The 14,384-nt window shown below is 50.8% G+C and carries 17 protein-coding genes and 1 riboswitch; of the genes, 16 read left to right on the top strand and 1 reads right to left on the bottom strand.

Annotation, left to right across the window (positions count from 1 at the left end; all coding sequences use genetic code 11):
• Positions 1-4: 4 nt before the first annotated feature.
• From DWZ76_RS05935 to DWZ76_RS05905, 7 genes are all read left to right on the top strand, one after another.
• Positions 5-2,482, top strand: a complete 2,478-nt coding sequence (locus DWZ76_RS05935) for a homocysteine S-methyltransferase family protein (protein ID WP_118472160.1) — start codon at positions 5-7, stop codon at positions 2,480-2,482.
• 73 nt (positions 2,483-2,555) lie between these two features.
• A complete protein-coding gene (locus tag DWZ76_RS05930; protein WP_022359351.1) occupies positions 2,556-2,831 on the top strand; it encodes an HPr family phosphocarrier protein in 276 nt (91 codons plus the stop codon).
• 128 nt (positions 2,832-2,959) lie between these two features.
• Positions 2,960-3,394 (top strand): acyl-CoA thioesterase, encoded by a 435-nt coding sequence (locus DWZ76_RS05925; protein WP_107000491.1) that lies wholly within the window; start codon positions 2,960-2,962, stop codon positions 3,392-3,394.
• Positions 3,395-3,484: 90 nt separating this feature from the next.
• A riboswitch (THF riboswitch) is annotated at positions 3,485-3,589 on the top strand.
• A 63-nt stretch (positions 3,590-3,652) separates the two neighbouring features.
• Positions 3,653-4,216 (top strand): folate family ECF transporter S component, encoded by a 564-nt coding sequence (locus DWZ76_RS05920; RefSeq protein WP_022359353.1) that lies wholly within the window; start codon positions 3,653-3,655, stop codon positions 4,214-4,216.
• A 127-nt stretch (positions 4,217-4,343) separates the two neighbouring features.
• Positions 4,344-4,928, top strand: a complete 585-nt coding sequence (locus DWZ76_RS05915; RefSeq protein ID WP_022359354.1) for a biotin transporter BioY — start codon at positions 4,344-4,346, stop codon at positions 4,926-4,928.
• 312 nt (positions 4,929-5,240) lie between these two features.
• A complete protein-coding gene (locus tag DWZ76_RS05910; protein ID WP_118472159.1) occupies positions 5,241-6,068 on the top strand; it encodes an Mrp/NBP35 family ATP-binding protein in 828 nt (275 codons plus the stop codon).
• A gap of 37 nt (positions 6,069-6,105) precedes the next feature.
• Entirely contained in the window at positions 6,106-6,819 is a 714-nt protein-coding gene (locus DWZ76_RS05905; protein WP_107000490.1) for a GTP pyrophosphokinase family protein, read from the top strand.
• A 65-nt stretch (positions 6,820-6,884) separates the two neighbouring features.
• Here DWZ76_RS05905 and DWZ76_RS05900 read toward each other — a convergent pair whose 3' ends face one another.
• Positions 6,885-7,766, bottom strand: coding sequence for a GNAT family N-acetyltransferase (locus DWZ76_RS05900; RefSeq protein ID WP_182431276.1), 882 nt, complete (start codon positions 7,764-7,766; stop codon positions 6,885-6,887).
• Between the two features lie 280 nt (positions 7,767-8,046).
• Here DWZ76_RS05900 and DWZ76_RS05895 point away from each other — a divergent pair, with 280 nt between their 5' ends.
• The 9 genes from DWZ76_RS05895 to DWZ76_RS05860 all read left to right on the top strand — a co-directional run bounded on the left by DWZ76_RS05895 (position 8,047) and on the right by DWZ76_RS05860 (position 14,345).
• Positions 8,047-8,412 (top strand): CidA/LrgA family protein, encoded by a 366-nt coding sequence (locus tag DWZ76_RS05895; RefSeq protein ID WP_107000488.1) that lies wholly within the window; start codon positions 8,047-8,049, stop codon positions 8,410-8,412.
• Positions 8,409-9,101 (top strand): LrgB family protein, encoded by a 693-nt coding sequence (locus DWZ76_RS05890; RefSeq protein WP_107000487.1) that lies wholly within the window; start codon positions 8,409-8,411, stop codon positions 9,099-9,101. Before DWZ76_RS05895 ends, DWZ76_RS05890 begins: the two co-directional genes overlap by 4 nt.
• A gap of 121 nt (positions 9,102-9,222) precedes the next feature.
• Positions 9,223-9,987, top strand: coding sequence for a nitroreductase family protein (locus DWZ76_RS05885; RefSeq protein ID WP_333489839.1), 765 nt, complete (start codon positions 9,223-9,225; stop codon positions 9,985-9,987).
• A 276-nt stretch (positions 9,988-10,263) separates the two neighbouring features.
• Positions 10,264-11,181, top strand: a complete 918-nt coding sequence (gene pyrF / locus DWZ76_RS05880) for an orotidine-5'-phosphate decarboxylase (RefSeq protein ID WP_117796163.1) — start codon at positions 10,264-10,266, stop codon at positions 11,179-11,181.
• Between the two features lie 10 nt (positions 11,182-11,191).
• Entirely contained in the window at positions 11,192-11,956 is a 765-nt protein-coding gene (locus tag DWZ76_RS05875; RefSeq protein WP_118472157.1) for a dihydroorotate dehydrogenase electron transfer subunit, read from the top strand.
• Positions 11,953-12,858 carry a dihydroorotate dehydrogenase gene (locus DWZ76_RS05870; protein WP_022359363.1) on the top strand — a complete coding sequence of 302 codons (906 nt, stop codon included), beginning with the start codon at positions 11,953-11,955 and terminating at the stop codon, positions 12,856-12,858. Before DWZ76_RS05875 ends, DWZ76_RS05870 begins: the two co-directional genes overlap by 4 nt.
• A 14-nt stretch (positions 12,859-12,872) precedes the next feature.
• The gene (pyrE, locus tag DWZ76_RS05865; RefSeq protein ID WP_107000484.1) at positions 12,873-13,547 is read left to right on the top strand and encodes an orotate phosphoribosyltransferase; all 675 of its coding nucleotides are present in this window, start codon (positions 12,873-12,875) and stop codon (positions 13,545-13,547) included.
• A 74-nt stretch (positions 13,548-13,621) separates the two neighbouring features.
• Positions 13,622-13,771 (top strand): hypothetical protein, encoded by a 150-nt coding sequence (locus DWZ76_RS15040; protein WP_022359365.1) that lies wholly within the window; start codon positions 13,622-13,624, stop codon positions 13,769-13,771.
• Positions 13,772-13,877: 106 nt separating this feature from the next.
• Positions 13,878-14,345, top strand: coding sequence for a VanZ family protein (locus DWZ76_RS05860; RefSeq protein ID WP_107000974.1), 468 nt, complete (start codon positions 13,878-13,880; stop codon positions 14,343-14,345).
• Positions 14,346-14,384 lie beyond the last annotated feature (39 nt).

Below are 14,384 nucleotides of genomic sequence, written 5' to 3'. Positions count from 1 at the left end.
TGACATGGGTATACGGGAAGATTGGAACGATAAAATACTGGTATTTGACGGAGGAATGGGAAGTCTTCTGCAGGGAGCCGGGCTGAAACCGGGCGAACTGCCGGAAACCTGGAATATCAAGCATCCGGAGGTTCTGGTAAAGATCCATGAGGATTATCTGAACGCGGGCGCGAATATTATTTTATCGAATACATTCGGCGCGAACCGCCTGAAATACAATGAGGCAGCCGAGTTTAATCTGGATGAGATCGTGGATGCGGCGATGAAAAATGCCCGGACAGCGGTAGAACACTGCGGCCGTGGTTATGTAGCGCTGGATCTGGGACCGACCGGACGCCTTTTAAAGCCAATGGGTGATCTGGACTTTGAGGAGGCGGTCTCCATCTATACCGAGGTGGTAAAGGCAGGCGTGCGAGGCGGCGCGGATCTGATTCTGATCGAGACGATGAGCGACACGTATGAACTCAAGGCAGCGGTTCTGGCGGCAAAGGAAAATTCCGATCTTCCAATCTTTGCAACCACAATTTTCGATGGAAAAGGCAAACTTTTAACTGGCGGAACACCGAAGTCCGTTGTGGCACTTTTGGAAGGTTTGGGCGTGGATGCGCTCGGAATCAATTGTGGATTAGGTCCGGTTCAGATGAAGCCGATTGTGGAAGAACTGCTTCGGTATGCGTCGATCCCGGTGGTTGTCAATCCAAATGCGGGACTTCCGCGAAGCGAGGGAGGAAAGACCGTATATGATATTGATCCGCCAGAATTTGTCGAGGAAATGAAAGGAATGCTGGAGATGGGCGTTTCGGCAGTCGGGGGCTGCTGTGGTACGACCCCGGAGCACATCCGTCTGCTGGCAGAGATGTGTAAGGGCAGAACGAGAAAGCCGATCGAGCCGAAAAATGACACTCTCATCACTTCCTACGCGTCGGTAGTTGAGATGGGAACCGATCCGGTCATTATTGGCGAGCGCATCAATCCGACCGGAAAATCAAAATTCAAACAGGCGCTGCGCGATCACAACCTGGAATATATCCTGCGCGAGGCGATCACCCAGCAGGAAAATGGCGCTGCGGTGCTTGACGTCAACGTGGGACTGCCGGAGATCGATGAAGTGGCGATGATGCGCGAGGTCGTACAGGAATTGCAGGCGGTGACCGAGCTTCCGCTGCAGATTGATACGACTGATACAGAGGCGATGGAACAGGCGCTGCGTATTTATAATGGAAAGGCACTGATTAACTCTGTCAATGGCAAACAGGAGGTCATGGACGCTGTATTTCCGCTGGTAAAACATTACGGCGGCACGGTGGTTGCGCTGACGATCGACGAGGAAGGCATTCCGGCGACGGCGGACGGACGTATGGCGATCGCGCGGAAAATCTGTGCGGAGGCGGAAAAGTATGGCATCCAGAAAAAAGACATCGTGATCGATGCGCTCTGTATGACGATCAGCTCCGAGCCGACCGGCGCGCTGGTGACGCTGGAGACGGTGCGCCGTGTCCGTCAGGAACTTGGCTGCAATACGATTCTCGGCGTTTCAAACATTTCCTTCGGATTACCGCAGCGTGAGATTGTCAACTCCAATTTCTTTACGATGGCGATGCAGAGCGGTCTGACCGCAGCGATCATCAATCCAAATTCGGCGGCAATGATGCGTTCTTATTATAGTTACCGGGCTCTGGCAGCACTGGATGAACACTGCGGCGATTATATTGAGCAGGCAGCGCGGCTGGCGATTCCAAAGGCAGGTGCGGGCGGAGCTTCCGGCGCAGGTGCAGCAGGCAGCGCAGGTTCGGGTGCCCCGGCGGCAGGTGCAGCTGGAGCTTCCGGCAGTGCGGACACTGGCAGCCAGGCATCCGGTCCGGAGCATCAGCTTACGGTCAGTGTGGAGAGAGGTTTAAAAGAGCAGGCGGCATCGGCAGCCGGGGAACTCTTAAAGACCATGGATTCCCTGACCGTCATCAATTCCTGCATGATCCCGGCACTCGATAAGGTCGGAAAGGGTTTTGAGGCAGGCACCGTCTTTCTGCCGCAGCTTCTGATGAGTGCGGAGGCAGCAAAATCGGCGTTTGAGGTCATCAAAAACCAGATGGAGTCCTCCGGGGAAGCAGGAGAGAAGAAGGACAAGATCGTGCTGGCGACCGTCAAGGGTGATATTCATGACATTGGAAAAAATATCGTAAAAGTATTATTGGAGAATTACAGCTATGATGTGCTGGATTTAGGTAAGGACGTAGCTCCGGAGGCGATCGTGGAAGAGACGATCAAGAACCATGTAAGACTGGTCGGTCTGTCCGCCCTGATGACGACCACCGTGCCGAGCATGGAGGAGACGATCAAGCAGCTCCGCAAGGAAGCACCGTGGGCGAAAGTCATGGTCGGCGGCGCGGTTCTGACCCAGGAATACGCGGATATGATCGGAGCAGATGCGTATTGCCGCGATGCGATGGCGTCTGTTAATTATGCGCAGCAGGTGCTGGTCTAACGCTTGACAGTCTGCCTTACTTAGACTAAAATTAGGGTAATTAAAACTAAGAATTGACGAGGGAGGGACAGCTATGGTATCGAAGAAAGTGAAAGTGGTTAATCCATCGGGACTTCACCTGCGGCCGGCTGGCGTGCTTTCGCAGACCGCGATGAAATTTAAGAGCCGGACTCTGATTGAGTGCGGGGAGAAACATATTGTGGCAAAGAGCGTGCTGAACGTGATGGCAGCGGGTATCAAGTGCGGCACCGAGATCACGGTTGCCTGCGACGGACCGGATGAGGAAGAAGCGCTGAAGACGATTACCGAGGCGATCGAGAGCGGACTCGGAGAAGAACTGGAACAGTAAGGTATCAGCCATTGCCTGCACAGTGTGCGGACGGTGACACACATATCAGAACCAGAGGGGGATATTGCAGAACGGCAGAAATTGCAGTTGTGCAGGTATCCCTTTTTAGATGGAAAAGAGGGGTTTTTATGGAACTGAAAATTTACGAACACAAAGCGCAGTATTATGAAACCGACCAGATGGGAATCATTCACCATGCAAATTACCTACACTGGTTTGAGGAAGCGCGGATCGACATGATGGAGCAGATGGGAATGGGATATGACATCATGGAAAAACAGGGGATCATAAGCCCGGTGCTGTCGGTTCACTGCGATTATAAGAGCATGGCGCGGTTTGGCGAGACGGTGCAGGTGCTGGTTCAGATGAAGGAATACAACGGCATCCGCATGACGCTGGAATACACGGTTTTTGACAAGGAAACGGGCGCAATCCGCTGCGTGGGTGAGAGCCGCCATTGTTTCCTGACCCGCGACGGAAAGCCGGTTTCCCTGAAACGCAACTATATCGAGATGGATCGTGCGTTTAGGGAATACAGCGAACAGAGCCAAAAAGAAGAGTAAATGCTGACTGGTTCGAAAATGACAGATGCGCTTATAAAGTGCTTGAAAAGCGGGAAAATTGTGGTATGATGTAAAAGATAAAAAAAGAAACGCAGAGTAGGAATACAGGCGTTAAGTGCCGGTTGAACAGGGAGTTGTCAGCCGGACGAAGAGACCCTCCGGGGTTTCGCGGTCAGTATTCCGCATCCCGCTGCATCGTTGATACAATCTATCTCCTGATGTGGTTCGAGAGATCTGCAGAAAAGGAGGTATTTTTTTATGAAAAAATTTGCAGTATGTTATCAGGCATCCTTTCAGGAACTGAAACACGTGAAAACACTCACGACTGCCGCCATGCTGATGGCTGTCTCCGTTGTTCTGGGATACTTCACGATTGAGGCTGGTCCGTATTTGAAAATCGGATTCGGCGGTGTGGTCAACCAGTTTGTCTACTACCTCTTCGGTCCGGTGGCTGGAGCGGTCTATGGCGGAGTCTTGGACCTGGTCAAATATGTCGTAAAGCCGACAGGGGCATTTTTTCCGGGATTTACGCTGAATGCGATGCTGGGCGGCGTGCTATATGGCACAATTCTGTATCGGAAACCGCTTACCTTCCGCCGGGCGCTCTGGGCGGATCTGGTGGTGGCGCTGATCTGCAACATATTTTTGAACACACTCTGGCTTAGCATGATGTCTGGAAAAGCAATGATGGTGCTTCTGCCGATGCGTGTGCTTAAGAATCTCATCAAGTGGCCGGTGGATGCAGCACTCTTTTATCTGATTGCAAAACGGATGGAGAGTCTTGGACTTGTGCGGATGATCCGTAAATTCCAGGCGGAGTGATGCTGGAGGATTCGTTTTGAGCAAAAGGAAACATACATGGACAGCGAAAGTCTGCAGGCACGGTGGCTGCATGCCATGAAAGGAACCGTTTATGAAAAAATGCATCATGCATGATGGAGGAAAACAGATGAGAGAAAAAGCAGTTTCGCGGAGCCGGGAACATTCGAAGGATGTGGCGCTTTGCGGTCTGTTTGCGGCGCTGGTCGCCGTGGGGGCATTTATCAAGGTTGTCATTCCGACCGGCGCAGATACCATGAACTTCACCTTGCAGTGGTTTTTCGTGATGCTGGCAGCATTTCTGCTGGGCTCCAGACGGGCATTTACCAGTGTGGGTGTCTATTTGCTGATTGGACTTGCGGGCGTCCCGATCTTTGCACGCGGCGGCGGTCCGGCGTATCTGCTGCGCCCGACCTTTGGTTTTCTGCTGGGATTTCTCCTTGCGGCGTGGGTCATGGGAAAGGTCTGTGAATGTTTGAATTCCTGGAAAATGGGAGCGCTGATGACGGCGGCGACGGCTGGATATGTGGTATATTATGGAATGGGAATGGTTTATTTCTATCTGATTACCCATCTCGTAACCCTGCAGCCGATCGGCTGGAAAGCGATTGTGCTGGTTTACTGCCTGCCGGAGATGCCGGCGGATTATATTCTCTGCATTCTGGCGGCGATCATGGCAAGACGGCTGCGCCCGATGGTACAGGCGTATCTGTAGAGAAAAATGAATAGGATATAAAAAAGACAGACAGTCTGAATGCAGTGCAGCAAACGGGCTGTCTGTTTTTGTCTCATAGAAAACGTTACTGTTCACGCATACATGTACAGTAACGGCACATTCTTTTGTAACGCTGCCAGTTGTGTTTGCCCCCTATCATTTTTGCAGAAAATATGGTAAAATGTACGGAGATTACGACAGGGGAGGATTTGGGCGTTACAGGTTTTTGGTCTTGGAAAACGTCTGAAGAGGATGCAAAAACGAAAACCAGCGAACGATCAGAATCCAACCTGATAAAAAGGAGAAGTATGTATGAGTGAGAATTGCAGTCATAATTGTTCAAGCTGCGGCGAAACGTGTGCCAGCCGGACGATGGAGAGTTTCCGGGTGCCGTTAAATCCACAGAGTTCAGTTAAAAAAGTAATTGGTGTAGTCAGCGGCAAGGGCGGCGTCGGAAAATCCCTGGTGACATCCCTGATGGCATGTAAGATGCGTGCGAGAAACAACCGCGTTGGCATTCTTGATGCAGATATTACAGGACCGTCGATCCCGAAGGCATTTGGCATTCACGGCATGGTAGGTGTGACAGCGGATCAGCTGATGCTGCCGCGCACGACCTCGACGGGGATAGAGATTCTTTCTTCGAACCTGATTCTGGAGCATGAGACGGATCCGGTAATTTGGCGTGGACCGGTTGTGGGCGGCGTGATTAAGCAGTTCTGGAGCGAGGCACTCTGGAAGGACATTGATTATATGTTTGTCGATATGCCTCCGGGAACCGGCGATGTGCCGCTGACTGTATTTCAGTCCCTGCCGCTGGCAGGTATTATTATTGTGACTTCCCCGCAGGAGCTGGTTTCGATGATCGTGGCAAAAGCGGTCAACATGGCGAAGAAGATGGATATTCCGATTCTGGGACTGGTTGAAAACATGAGTTATCTGGAATGTCCGGACTGCGGAAAGAAGATTTCTGTGTTCGGTGAAAGCCATATCGAGGAGACGGCAGACGAGTATGGGATTCCGGTGCTTGCGAAGATTCCGATCGATCCGTCGATTGCGTCCAAGGTGGACGAGGGGCTGGTTGAGTATGTGGAATCCCCATGGCTGGATGCGGCGGCTGACGCAGTTGAGAAGGCATAAAAGAATATAGATATATAGAAGAGGTGGAAGAATACAAATGAATATTGCTCAGAATCCCAACAGCGAGCTGAGCCATTTCGCGGTCAATACGCCTCAGGTGTTTGAGATTCCTGAGACATTCCGGGAGACGGCAAGGCAGTTTCAGGAAGCGATGATGCAGTACAGCTGCGCGATTCGAGAGTTTAAGACGAAGCTGGAAGTGCTCAACGATGAGCTTTCCATGCGGAATGCAAGAAACCCGATCGAGATGATCAAGGCGAGAGTGAAGAAGCCGAAGAGTATTGTAGAAAAACTGCAGCGGCGCGGACTTCCGCTTTCGATCGAATCGATGGAGTCCAACCTGGATGATATAGCGGGTGTCCGTGTGATATGTTCGTTTGTGGACGATATTTACGAGATCAGCCGGATGCTGGAACGCCAGGATGATGTGACCATCATTGCGATCAAAGATTATATCAAGGCGCCGAAGGAAAACGGCTACCGCAGCTACCACATGATCGTGGAAGTACCGGTATTCTTTTCAAGCAGTAAGAAAAATATCCGTGTGGAAGTCCAGATCCGCACGATCGCTATGGATTTCTGGGCGAGTCTGGATCACCAGCTCAAGTATAAAAAGCAGCTGGATGCCCAGGAAGCCGCAGAGATCGGTGCGGAGCTGAAAAAGTGCGCGGATGTCATCGCGGAGACGGATTGCAAGATGTTAAGCATCCGTCAGAAGATTGAGGAAAAACATCCGACGCAGGAAGAATAGTCGTGATGTAAACGAATAGCCCATGTATCGGGGTGCTTTTGGCGGCTGAAGCGCCTGCCATATCTTTAATACATAAAATAGGACAGGGTTTCGGTAATTCGGAACCCTGCTTTTTTATAGATCGAGAGTGCCGGATAATTGTCACTGCTGACGTGAAGAACAATCCGGGTGCAGCCGCGCGCGATCAGATCGTTTAAGACCAGACAGAAAGCAGCTTCACCGATTCCTAGTCCGCGGCAGAGGTCATGGACCCGGAAACCGTAGAAACAGGCATGAAATGTGCCGGGAACGTCCGGGACGGGCTGCATACGCGCCATGCACACGGCAGCCGGAGAGCACATCGGATCTGGCGGAGTCTCTAAAAATTTATAGGTCAGAATTGTAACGGCCGGATCTGGATCATCGGCGCTGTGGAAGCAGTCCCAGCAGCTGTCGGGATCAACACTTTCGTTGACGTCACCTTCCGGTGCAGAAGTGCAGGTAAAGGTAAGCGGGCGTTTTTCAACCATGGGAGAGTCAAAGCGTTCGGCCGCCGGGTCAAAGTCCCATTTCATCTGATATTCCTGATCAACGCGGTCAGCGTGAATGGCTTTCATCGTGGCAGCCGTATCAGCAGATTCCGGGTCAACCGGAAATAGAATATCGTGCTCACCGGAGATGTCGCAGGCTTTTTCTAAGAGTGCGGCAAAATATCCGCGTCGGCGCAGGGAAGGGCGGGTGAAGGCGATGCATTCGACGGGTTCCTCGTCCGAAGAGCCATCCGGTGGAAGGATCATTCCCATGATGGCTGCAAGTGTCTCTGATTCATCCAGAAGAAGCAGGAAACAATTTCCGTCTTCAAATGGAAAAGAAATGTGGATCGGCTGCGTCTTCTGGCATTCATTCAACAGTGCCAGGATCTGTTCTGCCTGTCTGGCAGAGAGAGAGTTTGTCTGAATTAAATTCATAACTTCTAATCCTTTCTTTCTTGCAATACAAAGTGTACCAGCTACAAAAGCAGCTGAGAAGATAAGTCTTTCATAAAGATAAACGTATTTGCGGATAAAAACTTCACGTTTTTTGGATCGAAAATGTCTGGATTTTACGAATCGGAAAAGCTTACCTGTATCGTATAAAAAAGACGCAAAAAATTCAAGGAAATTGACAGAATTTATGCTAATTTTCATATTGTCCTATAAATTTGGGAGTGATAGAATAGAGGCATTAAATACGAAAGGTGAAGACATCATGAAGTACTTGAAAGAAGTGACAATTATTTTTGGCATCACAATGCTGGGAGAGTTTTTGAACTATCTGCTTCCGTTTCCGGTTCCGTCCGGCGTATACGGATTGTTCATTCTTCTGCTTCTGCTTTGCACAGGTGCATTACATACAGAAGATGTGGCGGAAGTGGGAGATTTCTTCCTGGATACGATGCCGATTATGTTTATACCGGCAGGTGTAGGTCTGCTTGACAGCGTGCAGGAGGCGGAGTCCATCCTGGTGCCGCTGACAGTGATTACCGTGATTTCGACGGTATTTGTTATGGTTGCGACCGGGTGCGTGGCGCAGAGCATCATCCGCAGAAAGAATAAAGGAGGTGCGAAAGCATGAATGGACTGATTCATTCTTCTCTTTATTTTGGAATGCTGGTCAGCGTTGGCGCGTATATGTTGGGCGTCTGGCTGAAAAAGAAGACCGGCTGGGCGATTTTAAATCCGCTGCTGGTTGCAATTATAGTTGTGATTGCATTTTTATCTGTTTTTCATATAGAATATAAGGAGTATAACCGCGGTGCGGTGTATCTGGGCTATTTCCTGACACCGGCAACGGTCTGTCTGGCGATTCCGCTGTATAAGCAGCTGGAGCTTTTGCGCCAGCACCTGATTGCGGTTGCTTCTGCAATTGTGGCAGGGGTAGCGGGAAGTGTCGGCAGTATCTATGTGATGTGCCGTTTCTTTCAACTGGAGCATACGCACTATGTGACATTGCTTCCGAAGTCCATTACGACGGCGATTGGCATGGGCGTCAGCGAGGAAGCGGGAGGTATCGTGACGCTGACGGTTATCAGCATTATAATTACAGGAATTTTGGGAAATATTATAGCCGACTGGCTGTTTCAGATATTTAAAATTGAAGAGCCAATCGCGAAGGGTCTGGCACTTGGAACAGCAGCCCATGCGATTGGAACGGCAAAGGCGCTGGAATTAGGCGAGATCGAGGGTGCGATGAGCAGCTTGTCAATTGCGGTCGCCGGTCTTTTGACCGTAGTGGTAGTACCACTGATGTCGGGACTGATTTAAAGGTGGTGCTGAAACGGTCAGAATTTGTATAGAAATTGGAATGCACATAGAGAGGCAGAGAAAAAGATACTGCGGGTCATGCGCATGATAACGGCAGCAAAAAGATAGGAGGGGAGCAGGTATGATGAATTTGTATGAGGCGATAGGATGTCGCCATTCAGTTCGAAAATACACCGATCGGGAGGTCACGGAGAAGCTGCGTGGGCAGATCCTGTCCTATTTTGATAAGACCTCCCGGTTAAATGACCGGATCCGGGTTGAGGCAGTGATATTCGACAATACAAAGAAAAAAGCCGATGTCCACGGACTCTGGAAGGTGGATGCTCCCTACTATCTGGCGATCTATTCGGACCAGGAGGAAGGCTGCGAGCGCAATGCCGGTTATCTGATGGAGCAGATGGTGCTCTATATGACGGCAAAAGGGCTTGGAACCTGCTATTTGGGCAGCGTGCAGCCGGCGCAGAAGGTGCGCGGCGGCAAACGCTGCCTGATGATGGTCGCATTCGGCTACCCGGAGGGCAAGCTCTACCGTGAAAGCCCGCTGGCAAAGCGCCTCCCGCTCAATGAACTCTGTATTTTCAAGGAAGAAGCCGGAGAGCAGATGAAGACGATTCTCCGTGCGGCGCGTCTCGCACCGTCCGCGATGAACACCCAGCCGTGGCGCTTCATCGTCTATTCCGACCGAATCTATGTGTTCGCCCTAAAAACCCGCTTTCCGGGCAAAAGCTTCCATGCGATGCGCGAATTCAGCATCGGCATTATGCTCTCCCACATTATGCTCGCCGCCGAAGAACTCTGGATGGAACTTCAGACGGAGACGGAGGAACATTTTGCGGCTAAAAGTTACAAAAATGGAGATTATGTGGCGACGTTGACGCTGCATTAGATGCATTGATTCATTGTGTTAAATGTTGAAATAGTTTATATTTAAGCAAGAAAAACTAATTTTGTAATTTTAAAACCAATTATTCAAAGAAACGATACACTCAAGAAAGAAGCGCGCCAGCCGTCCGATGCCGTGACAGCTGGCGCGCTTCTTTCGGGGCAATCAAAAGGGCATAAGCAAAAACCCTTTTTTCCTTGCTCCGTGCCCTTGAAAGCGCCCTCCACTTATGATAAAATAAGTTGATTATTTATGAGAGATACTCTGGAGGAGAACGTGATGGTTAGTAAATTGATTGAGAAGATTCAGAAGACAAAGGCACCGATCTGTGTAGGACTGGATCCGATGCTTGGATATATTCCGGAGCACGTGAAGGAAAAAGCATTTGCGGAGTTCGGAGAGACCCTGGAAGGAGCGGCAGAGGCGATCTGGCAGTTTAACTGTGCGATCGTGGATGCGACGGCTGATCTGATTCCGGCGGTCAAACCGCAGATTGCGATGTATGAGCAGTTTGGCATCGAAGGCCTGAAAGCGTATGACCGGACTGTCAAATACTGCCAGCAGAAGGGCTTAATTGTCATCGGAGACATCAAGCGCGGCGACATCGGTTCCACATCGGCTGCCTACGCAACCGGTCATCTCGGCAACGTGAAGGTTGGAAATACGACCTGTTCCGCGTTCAATACCGAGTATGTCACGGTCAATCCGTATCTGGGAACCGACGGCGTGAAACCATTTGTGGACGAGTGCAACGCATCCGACCGCGGTATCTTTGTACTGGTAAAGACTTCTAACCCATCCAGCGGCGAGTTCCAGGATCGTCTGGTGGACGGCCGCCCGCTTTATGAGCTGGTAGCGGAGAAGGTCGTTGAGTGGGGGGAGGCTTCCATGGATGGCGACTACAGTAATGTAGGCGCAGTTGTGGGCGCAACTTACCCGGAGATGAGCAAGATTCTGCGTAAGCTGATGCCGAAGACTTACTTTCTGGTTCCGGGTTATGGCGCACAGGGCGGTACGGCCGAAGACTTAAAATACTGCTTCAACGAGGATGGACTGGGCGCGATCGTCAATTCTTCCCGCGGTATCATCGCGGCATACAAGAAAGACGCATACGCCAAATTCGGTCCGGAGCATTTTGCGGATGCATCGAGACAGGCTGTCATCGATATGATTGCGGACATCGGACGCGTACTGTAAGGAGGAGCTCATGGCACAGAAGAAAGAGACAGCAGTTGTATATAGTCAGGAAGAACTGGCACCTGGCATTTTCAGTATGTGGATCGTGACGGACATAGCGGACGAGGCAAGACCGGGACAGTTTATCTCGGTCTACAGCCAGGACGGTTCCAGACTTCTTCCGCGCCCGATCAGTATCTGCGAGGCAGATCCGGATGAAGGACGCCTGCGGATCGTATACCGGATTGCCGGTAAAGGAACGGATGAATTTTCCAAATATGTTTCCGGAGACCCGATCAACATCATGGGACCTCTGGGAAATGGTTTCCCGCAGGAGGGCGAAAATGTATTTCTGATCGGCGGCGGTATCGGTGTTCCGCCGATGCTTGAGATGGCGAAACAGTTAAACTGCGAAAAACAGATCATTTTAGGATACCGGGATGAAAATCTCTTCCTCCGGGATGAATTTGAGGCATATGGAGAAGTCTTTGTGGCGACCGAGGACGGAAGCGTCGGCACGAAGGGCAATGTCCTGGACGCGATCCGGGAGCAGAACCTGACGGCGGATGTGATCTACGCCTGCGGACCGACTCCGATGCTGCGCGCCATCAAGGAGTATGCGGCAGAAAAGGGAATCAAGTGCTATATTTCCCTGGAGGAGAAGATGGCATGTGGAATCGGCGCCTGTCTGGCATGTGTCTGCCAGTCGAAGGATGTAGACCACCACAGCAATGTACACAACAAGCGGATCTGCAAGGATGGTCCCGTATTTTTAGCCGAGGAGGTAGAATTATGAGACAGATGGCAGTCAATCTTGCGGGTGTAGAGCTTAAAAACCCGGTCATGACGGCATCCGGAACCTTTGGTTCAGGGGCAGAGTACGGCGAGATGGTCGATCTGAACAAGCTCGGCGCGGTTGTGACCAAGGGTGTGGCAAATGTGCCGTGGCCAGGCAATCCGACCCCGCGTATTGCGGAGGTGTACGGCGGCATGATCAACGCGATCGGCTTACAGAATCCGGGGTATGATTTATTTGCATCGAGGGATATCCCGTTTTTACGTCAGTATGATACGAAGATTATCGTCAATGTATGTGGAAAAACGACGGAAGATTACGTCGATGTAGTGGAAAAACTGGCGAGCCAGCCGGTCGATATGCTGGAGATCAACATTTCCTGCCCGAACGTCAAGGAGGGCGGCATCGCATTTGGACAGGATCCGAAAGCAGTGGAGGCGATCACCCGCGAGGTAAAACGCCATGCGAAACAGCCGATTATCATGAAGCTCAGCCCGAATGTTACCGACATCACGGAGATGGCGAAGGCAGCCGAGGCAGGCGGTGCGGATGTGCTGTCCCTGATCAACACACTGACTGGCATGAAGATCGATATTAACCGGAGAACCTTTGCGGTAGCCAACCGTACCGGCGGTCTGTCCGGCCCGGCAGTGAAACCAGTGGCAGTCCGCATGGTTTATCAGGTGGCGCAGGCGGTCAAGCTTCCGATCATCGGCATGGGCGGTATCATGAATGCGGACGATGCGATCGAATTTATTCTGGCAGGCGCAAGCGCGGTGGCAGTCGGTACGGCGAATTTCCATAATCCGTATGCGACGGAGGAGATCGTGAAGGGCATCGACGCCTACATGGAAAAATATGGCATTGAAGATATACATGAACTGATTGGTGCGGTTCGGTAAGATAGGAGAGTATGATGGAACAGTATAAGCAGGAATTTATCAATTTCATGGTAGAGAGCGAAGTGCTCAAGTTTGGCGAATTTACCTTAAAGAGCGGACGTAAATCTCCGTTCTTCATGAACGCGGGTGCATATGTAACCGGTACGCAGCTGCGCCGTCTGGGCGAGTATTACGCAAAGGCGATTCATGACAACTATGGTCTGGATTTCGATGTCCTGTTTGGACCGGCTTACAAGGGAATCCCGCTGGCAGTTGCCACCTCGATGGCGATCAGTGAGCTGTACGGCAAAGAAGTACGTTACTGCTCCAACCGGAAAGAGGTCAAGGATCACGGCGATACCGGCATCCTTCTGGGAAGCAAGTTAAAGGACGGCGACCGCGTCGTTATCATCGAGGATGTAACCACTTCCGGTAAATCCATCGAGGAGACCTTCCCGATCCTCAAATCCCAGGCAGATGTGGAGATCAAAGGCCTGATGGTATCTTTAAACCGTATGGAGCGCGGCAAGGGAGAAAAGTGTGCGCTGGATGAGATCAAGGAACTGTACGGCTTCCCGACCGCAGCGATCGTATCGATGTCAGATGTCGTAGAGTGCCTGTACAACAAGGAGTGCCAGGGCAAGGTCGTGATCGATGATACACTGAAAGCAGCGATCGACGCATACTATGAGCAGTACGGTGCAAAATAGAGATTTGGTTCACGGAGCGGCATGCTTGAAATGGGAAATGCCATGCGACGGAGTGTAAGAAGGAGCGGATCGATATGGAAAAGATCTACAAAACGATGCAGGGAACCGGTGTGATTAATATCGTGATTGGAAGCGTGATCATCACGGTAGGGCTGGCAGCCGGTGTGATGGCGATCGTCAGCGGTGCGTTTTTACTGAAACGCAAATCAGATATTACATTCTAAAAATTGGATTTGAAACAGGGCAGATATGCCCAGTCGAAAGAGAAAAACCGTATGACCGGGGACGGTGTACGGTTTTTCTCATTTCTGGCAGTTTATGTGGGGAATTATGTGGAAACGGACAAAAACGCATCAGAAGGTGTGCTGGATATTCTTTGTCGCATACCTGGTGCTTCTTATATATTTTATGTTTTTTTCGGACGGATTCGGGCGCGCGCCGCATGTGGAGTATGCCTATAATCTCGTTTTATTTAAGGAAATCAAACGGTTTTATATTTATCGTGATATAGTGGGAACGGAAGCGTTCCTGTTAAATACGGCTGGCAACGTGGTGTGCTTCATGCCGTTTGGATTTTTCCTGCCGATCATCAGTCCGAGATTTGGAAAATGGTACCTGATGTTGATTCTGAGCTTCCTTCTGACTTTGAGCATCGAGACGATTCAGCTCGTATTCAAGGTGGGAAGTTTTGATGTGGATGATATGTTTTTAAATACGTTAGGTGGAATTGCTGGCTACCTCTGCCAGTGGATTACACGTGCAATTGGGAGGTGTCTGCATGGGACGTCAAACAGATAACCGGATTTCTTATATCCGCAAGCCGATGGCAGAACACGG

This window comes from Clostridium sp. AF35-15 (assembly GCF_003477745.1).
In the GTDB taxonomy this organism is placed as follows: Bacteria; Bacillota; Clostridia; order Lachnospirales; family Lachnospiraceae; genus Otoolea; species Otoolea fessa.
Note: the sequence above shows the minus strand (reverse complement) of the source record. Positions and strands in the feature narration are given on the sequence as shown.

Bases quoted from the DNA above. Each gene is read 5' to 3' on its own strand.
- DWZ76_RS05925 (WP_107000491.1), top strand. From the start codon at position 2,960: ATGGAACTGAAAATTTACGAACACAAAGCGCAGTATTATGAAACCGAC.
- DWZ76_RS15040 (WP_022359365.1), top strand. From the start codon at position 13,622: ATGGAAAAGATCTACAAAACGATGCAGGGAACCGGTGTGATTAATATC.
- DWZ76_RS05910 (WP_118472159.1), top strand. From the start codon at position 5,241: ATGAGTGAGAATTGCAGTCATAATTGTTCAAGCTGCGGCGAAACGTGT.
- pyrE (WP_107000484.1), top strand. From the start codon at position 12,873: ATGGAACAGTATAAGCAGGAATTTATCAATTTCATGGTAGAGAGCGAA.
- DWZ76_RS05860 (WP_107000974.1), top strand. From the start codon at position 13,878: ATGTGGAAACGGACAAAAACGCATCAGAAGGTGTGCTGGATATTCTTT.
- DWZ76_RS05930 (WP_022359351.1), top strand. From the start codon at position 2,556: ATGGTATCGAAGAAAGTGAAAGTGGTTAATCCATCGGGACTTCACCTG.
- DWZ76_RS05915 (WP_022359354.1), top strand. From the start codon at position 4,344: ATGAGAGAAAAAGCAGTTTCGCGGAGCCGGGAACATTCGAAGGATGTG.
- DWZ76_RS05890 (WP_107000487.1), top strand. From the start codon at position 8,409: ATGAATGGACTGATTCATTCTTCTCTTTATTTTGGAATGCTGGTCAGC.
- DWZ76_RS05935 (WP_118472160.1), top strand. From the start codon at position 5: ATGGGTATACGGGAAGATTGGAACGATAAAATACTGGTATTTGACGGA.
- DWZ76_RS05920 (WP_022359353.1), top strand. From the start codon at position 3,653: ATGAAAAAATTTGCAGTATGTTATCAGGCATCCTTTCAGGAACTGAAA.
- DWZ76_RS05875 (WP_118472157.1), top strand. From the start codon at position 11,192: ATGGCACAGAAGAAAGAGACAGCAGTTGTATATAGTCAGGAAGAACTG.
- DWZ76_RS05895 (WP_107000488.1), top strand. From the start codon at position 8,047: ATGAAGTACTTGAAAGAAGTGACAATTATTTTTGGCATCACAATGCTG.
- DWZ76_RS05905 (WP_107000490.1), top strand. From the start codon at position 6,106: ATGAATATTGCTCAGAATCCCAACAGCGAGCTGAGCCATTTCGCGGTC.
- DWZ76_RS05870 (WP_022359363.1), top strand. From the start codon at position 11,953: ATGAGACAGATGGCAGTCAATCTTGCGGGTGTAGAGCTTAAAAACCCG.
- pyrF (WP_117796163.1), top strand. From the start codon at position 10,264: ATGGTTAGTAAATTGATTGAGAAGATTCAGAAGACAAAGGCACCGATC.
- DWZ76_RS05885 (WP_333489839.1), top strand. From the start codon at position 9,223: ATGATGAATTTGTATGAGGCGATAGGATGTCGCCATTCAGTTCGAAAA.
- DWZ76_RS05900 (WP_182431276.1), bottom strand. From the start codon at position 7,766: ATGAATTTAATTCAGACAAACTCTCTCTCTGCCAGACAGGCAGAACAG.